General features: G+C 54.0%; 1 protein-coding gene and 1 pseudogene. Both read right to left on the reverse strand.

All coding sequences use genetic code 11. The annotated features are described in order from the left end of the window. Positions 1-155 (reverse strand): hypothetical protein (locus HT737_RS32685; protein WP_182402403.1); only part of this gene is annotated, 155 nt, incomplete at its 3' end. Between the two features lie 3 nt (positions 156-158). Beyond that, positions 159-1,099: pseudogene (gene cyoA, locus HT737_RS09840) on the reverse strand (ubiquinol oxidase subunit II). Between the last annotated feature and the right edge of the window lie 432 nt (positions 1,100-1,531).

Consider the following 1,531-nt stretch of genomic DNA (forward strand, 5'->3'; position numbering starts at 1 on the left):
ACCGACGTCAGCCACTCGGTCCACAAGTAGGTCCACTTCTTGAAGTAGGTGATTGCAGCGAACAACGCCAGACCACCGAGCGCGATCATCGAGATGGTGACCATCACGATCGGCTCGTGGAAAGGGATCGCTTCCCAACTTAATTTACCAAACATCGTTTACTCCTCTGCCCCGGCAGCTGAATGCGAATTCGAGTCCATGTCCGTTGCCGCCACTTCTTTCTCTTTCTTCTCGTGCTTCAGCGGCTTGCCCGGTTTCATGCCTTCGTACTTGTCGACGATGGTCTGGAACAGGTTCGGCGTGACCGAGGAGTAGAGCTCGACTGGATTGTTCTGGCTTGGCTTGGCAAGGGCTGCGTATTCAGCTTGTTCAAGCTGTTTAGGTGCCTTTTTGACTTCACTTACCCAGGCGTCGAAATCTTCCTGAGAAGTTGCGATCGCTTTGAATTTCATACCGGTGAAACCAGCGCCGCTGTAGTTGGCGGAGATACCGTCCATTTCAGCGTTGCGGTCAGCGATCAGGTGCAGTTTGGTGGTCATGCCCGCCATCGCGTATATCTGGCCGCCCAGGCCCGGGATGAAGAACGAGTTCATCACGCGTCGGAGGTGATCCGGAAGTTGACCGGGGTATGCGCCGGGAACACGATCTTGTTGACCGTGGCAATGCCTTGTTCCGGGTAGATGAACAGCCACTTCCAGTCCAGCGCAACGACTTCGATGGTCACCGGCTTGACGTCGGATTCAATCGGACGGTACGGGTCCAGTTTGTGGGTCGAAATGTAGGTGATGTAACCCAGGGCGATGATGATCAGAACCGGGATGGTCCAGACCGCCACTTCGATTTTGGTCGAGTGCGACCATTTCGGGGTGTAGACGGCATCCTTGTTGGACGCGCGGTACTTCCAGGCGAACAGGAAGGTCATGACGATAACCGGCACAACGACCAACAGCATCAGCAGCGTGGCGGTGATGATCAGGTTGCGCTGTTCCAGGCCGACCTGGCCCGTTGGATTGAGCAGGGTCATGTTGCAGCCTCCCAGCAACAACGTGCCGAGCAGCGGCACTAGGCCTAGTAATCTGGGGTACCTGTTTTTACTCATCTCACGACCTCTAAAGCAGCTTGCGCAATGCAGTTGGGTTTTGATCGCCAACACTTCACCCTGCCAAGGGTTGGCATTTTCTTTGGATTGAATAAGGGCCGCCCGTCGCGCGTCAGACGCTCGACAAAACCTTGGGACAGCGGTCAGTTCTTATTCGAATTCGTGGTCAAAGGCCTTGTTACAGACCAATTCCATTTGGTGCGGAAAGTTGGAAGGCACCGACACCTGGGTGTCTCGAAAGCCTTTCGGCCGGCTCGACACCCGACTTCCTGTCCAGTTCCTTAATAAAGGTTGAACAGTGCCGGGAATTCAGTGCGGGCGATTGTAGATAGGTAGCGCCCTATACACCATGTCTTATCCCGAAATAATTTTTATCGCTCAGAGCAACAATCCATCACCGTTTTTGCAAAAGTTCCGCATGTTATCCGAAAT

It is taken from the genome of Pseudomonas sp. MD195_PC81_125 (assembly GCF_014060985.1).
Taxonomy (GTDB): Bacteria; Pseudomonadota; Gammaproteobacteria; order Pseudomonadales; family Pseudomonadaceae; genus Aquipseudomonas; species Aquipseudomonas parakoreensis.